Genomic DNA, 1765 nt, shown 5'->3' with positions numbered 1-1765 from the left:
CGTCGGGCTCATAACCCGAAGGTCGGCGGTTCAAATCCGTCCTCCGCAACCAAATACCAAGGACTTTTACCACCTTTTAACTAAACACCAACTCCCACACCATCGCGTATATCATCAACATTTAAATGCACGTAATGTAGGCTACTTTTAATATCTGTGTGACCCATAAAAGCCATCAGTTTATGAGCGTTAAATCCCTTCAAACTCACTAACCTAGAAGCCACTGTATGGCGTAATACGTAAAGTCCATGAGTGTTGCTAGTCCCTAAATATCCAAGATGGTTTCTCACAGCCCACCACATACGATTTGCTGTATCGTGATTTAGGTGAGTTATAGGGCACTTATCAAGTGGTAAGTCTTTGCAGTTATCATAAAGTTTATTAAGATGTCAAATTTATTTCGTAAGTATCGAGAGCATTTTTTTAATTACGTTACAACTCTTTCAAGTGTCAATTAGCACATTATACGGATTTGCTTCATAAAGAGTTTAAATATTTTAAAATGTTTTTAGCTATTTCTAAAATTTATTTTTAAATTTTTAACGATAGTTTTATTTCGTAAACTTTCATTATCCATTAAATTTAGTAGAAGAATTTAAATTAGCACAAGGCTTTTATATCTTATCCGCGACACATCTAACAAGTTCATCTTCGTTATCACCCAGATATTCACTCCAAAAATCAATCTTCAAAATTTTTCCTAACTGCTTTGTTGCAAATCATCCAGCCAACGACCATCTATATAATCAACCTTTTTAACTTTCGAGAGTAGAATTTCTTGTGTTTTTAGCTCGTAAGTTTTTCTAATAAATGTTTCATCATAATCATCCTCTTCTTGCACATCATATAAAGATTTATACTTTTCTATACACTCTTCGTATCTCTTATACTCTTCATTTCCATGGTATAGCAAATTTGCACTTTTATCTAGCCTATGATTTATAAAAAGTCCATTAGCACTATATACTCTGGCACAGGACCGTTATTATCACTACTAAAATATCTTACAAGCTTGAAATCTTTTCCATCTAGCGCAAAAACATATTCCCAGTATCTGTACTTGCCATAACTATAGAAAAATTTTAGCTCACTATTTTTTATCTCTACTGCAAGCTCTGGTGGAAAATAAACGCCACCATCTTCATTTGGGCTCTCAAAGATATCTCTCTTAGTTACTACAGCCTCATATTTGTCGCCATTTTAGAGCAAGATCATGATACCACGACGATTTTTATTTACTATTTAACACCATTTATCGTCCTTGGTACTCTCATCGCAACCATCACTAAAAGGTAAAAATTTTTCCTTAAATGTTTCTTGAATTACTACAACTACATCCTCTATGCCATCTTTATTTAGATCACCCTTGATGGCATCATATAGCTCAGTTTGTTTTGGCAATGATACTTTCACTGCCGCTAGCATCTTATTATCTAGCTTAGATAAATTCTCTATCTCATACTCATTGCCAGAAAAAGGTATGCTCATCTACTTTAGAGTTTTTAGCACAGAAGCTGATTTTGACGAGTTTATCTCTACATTACTCGTATTAATATCTTGAGCAAAGATAAAATATAGTATTAAAAAAGGAATACAAATGAGAACTCCAAATTTAAACATTTTTATTCCTTTATCTTTATTTAAACCAAAATTTCTCTTTGTCCTTTTGCGTTTACAGGGCTTAAAACGCCCATTTTTTCCATCTGTTCTATTATATTTGCAGCTTTGTTGTAGCCTATTTTTAAGCGTCTTTGTAGGTAGCTGA

Annotated in this window: 4 protein-coding genes; all 4 read right to left on the bottom strand. The window is 33.4% G+C overall.

Translation table 11 applies throughout. The features are described from left to right. Positions 1 to 80: 80 nt before the first annotated feature. Positions 81 to 335, bottom strand: coding sequence for a site-specific integrase (locus Q0546_RS12020; protein WP_223232074.1), 255 nt, complete (start codon positions 333 to 335; stop codon positions 81 to 83). Between the two features lie 365 nt (positions 336 to 700). Further along, positions 701 to 913: a hypothetical protein gene (locus Q0546_RS11255; RefSeq protein WP_009293931.1), complete on the bottom strand. Its 213-nt coding sequence runs from the start codon at positions 911 to 913 to the stop codon at positions 701 to 703. Positions 914 to 1242: 329 nt separating this feature from the next. Beyond that, a complete protein-coding gene (locus Q0546_RS11250) occupies positions 1243 to 1488 on the bottom strand; it encodes a hypothetical protein (RefSeq protein WP_009293932.1) in 246 nt (81 codons plus the stop codon). Between the two features lie 152 nt (positions 1489 to 1640). Beyond that, on the bottom strand, positions 1641 to 1765 hold a 125-nt coding region (locus Q0546_RS11245), incomplete at its 5' end, for a DNA translocase FtsK (protein ID WP_298793099.1).

This window comes from uncultured Campylobacter sp. (assembly GCF_937997465.1).
Lineage (GTDB): Bacteria > Campylobacterota > Campylobacteria > Campylobacterales > Campylobacteraceae > Campylobacter_A.
Note: the sequence above shows the minus strand (reverse complement) of the source record. Positions and strands in the feature narration are given on the sequence as shown.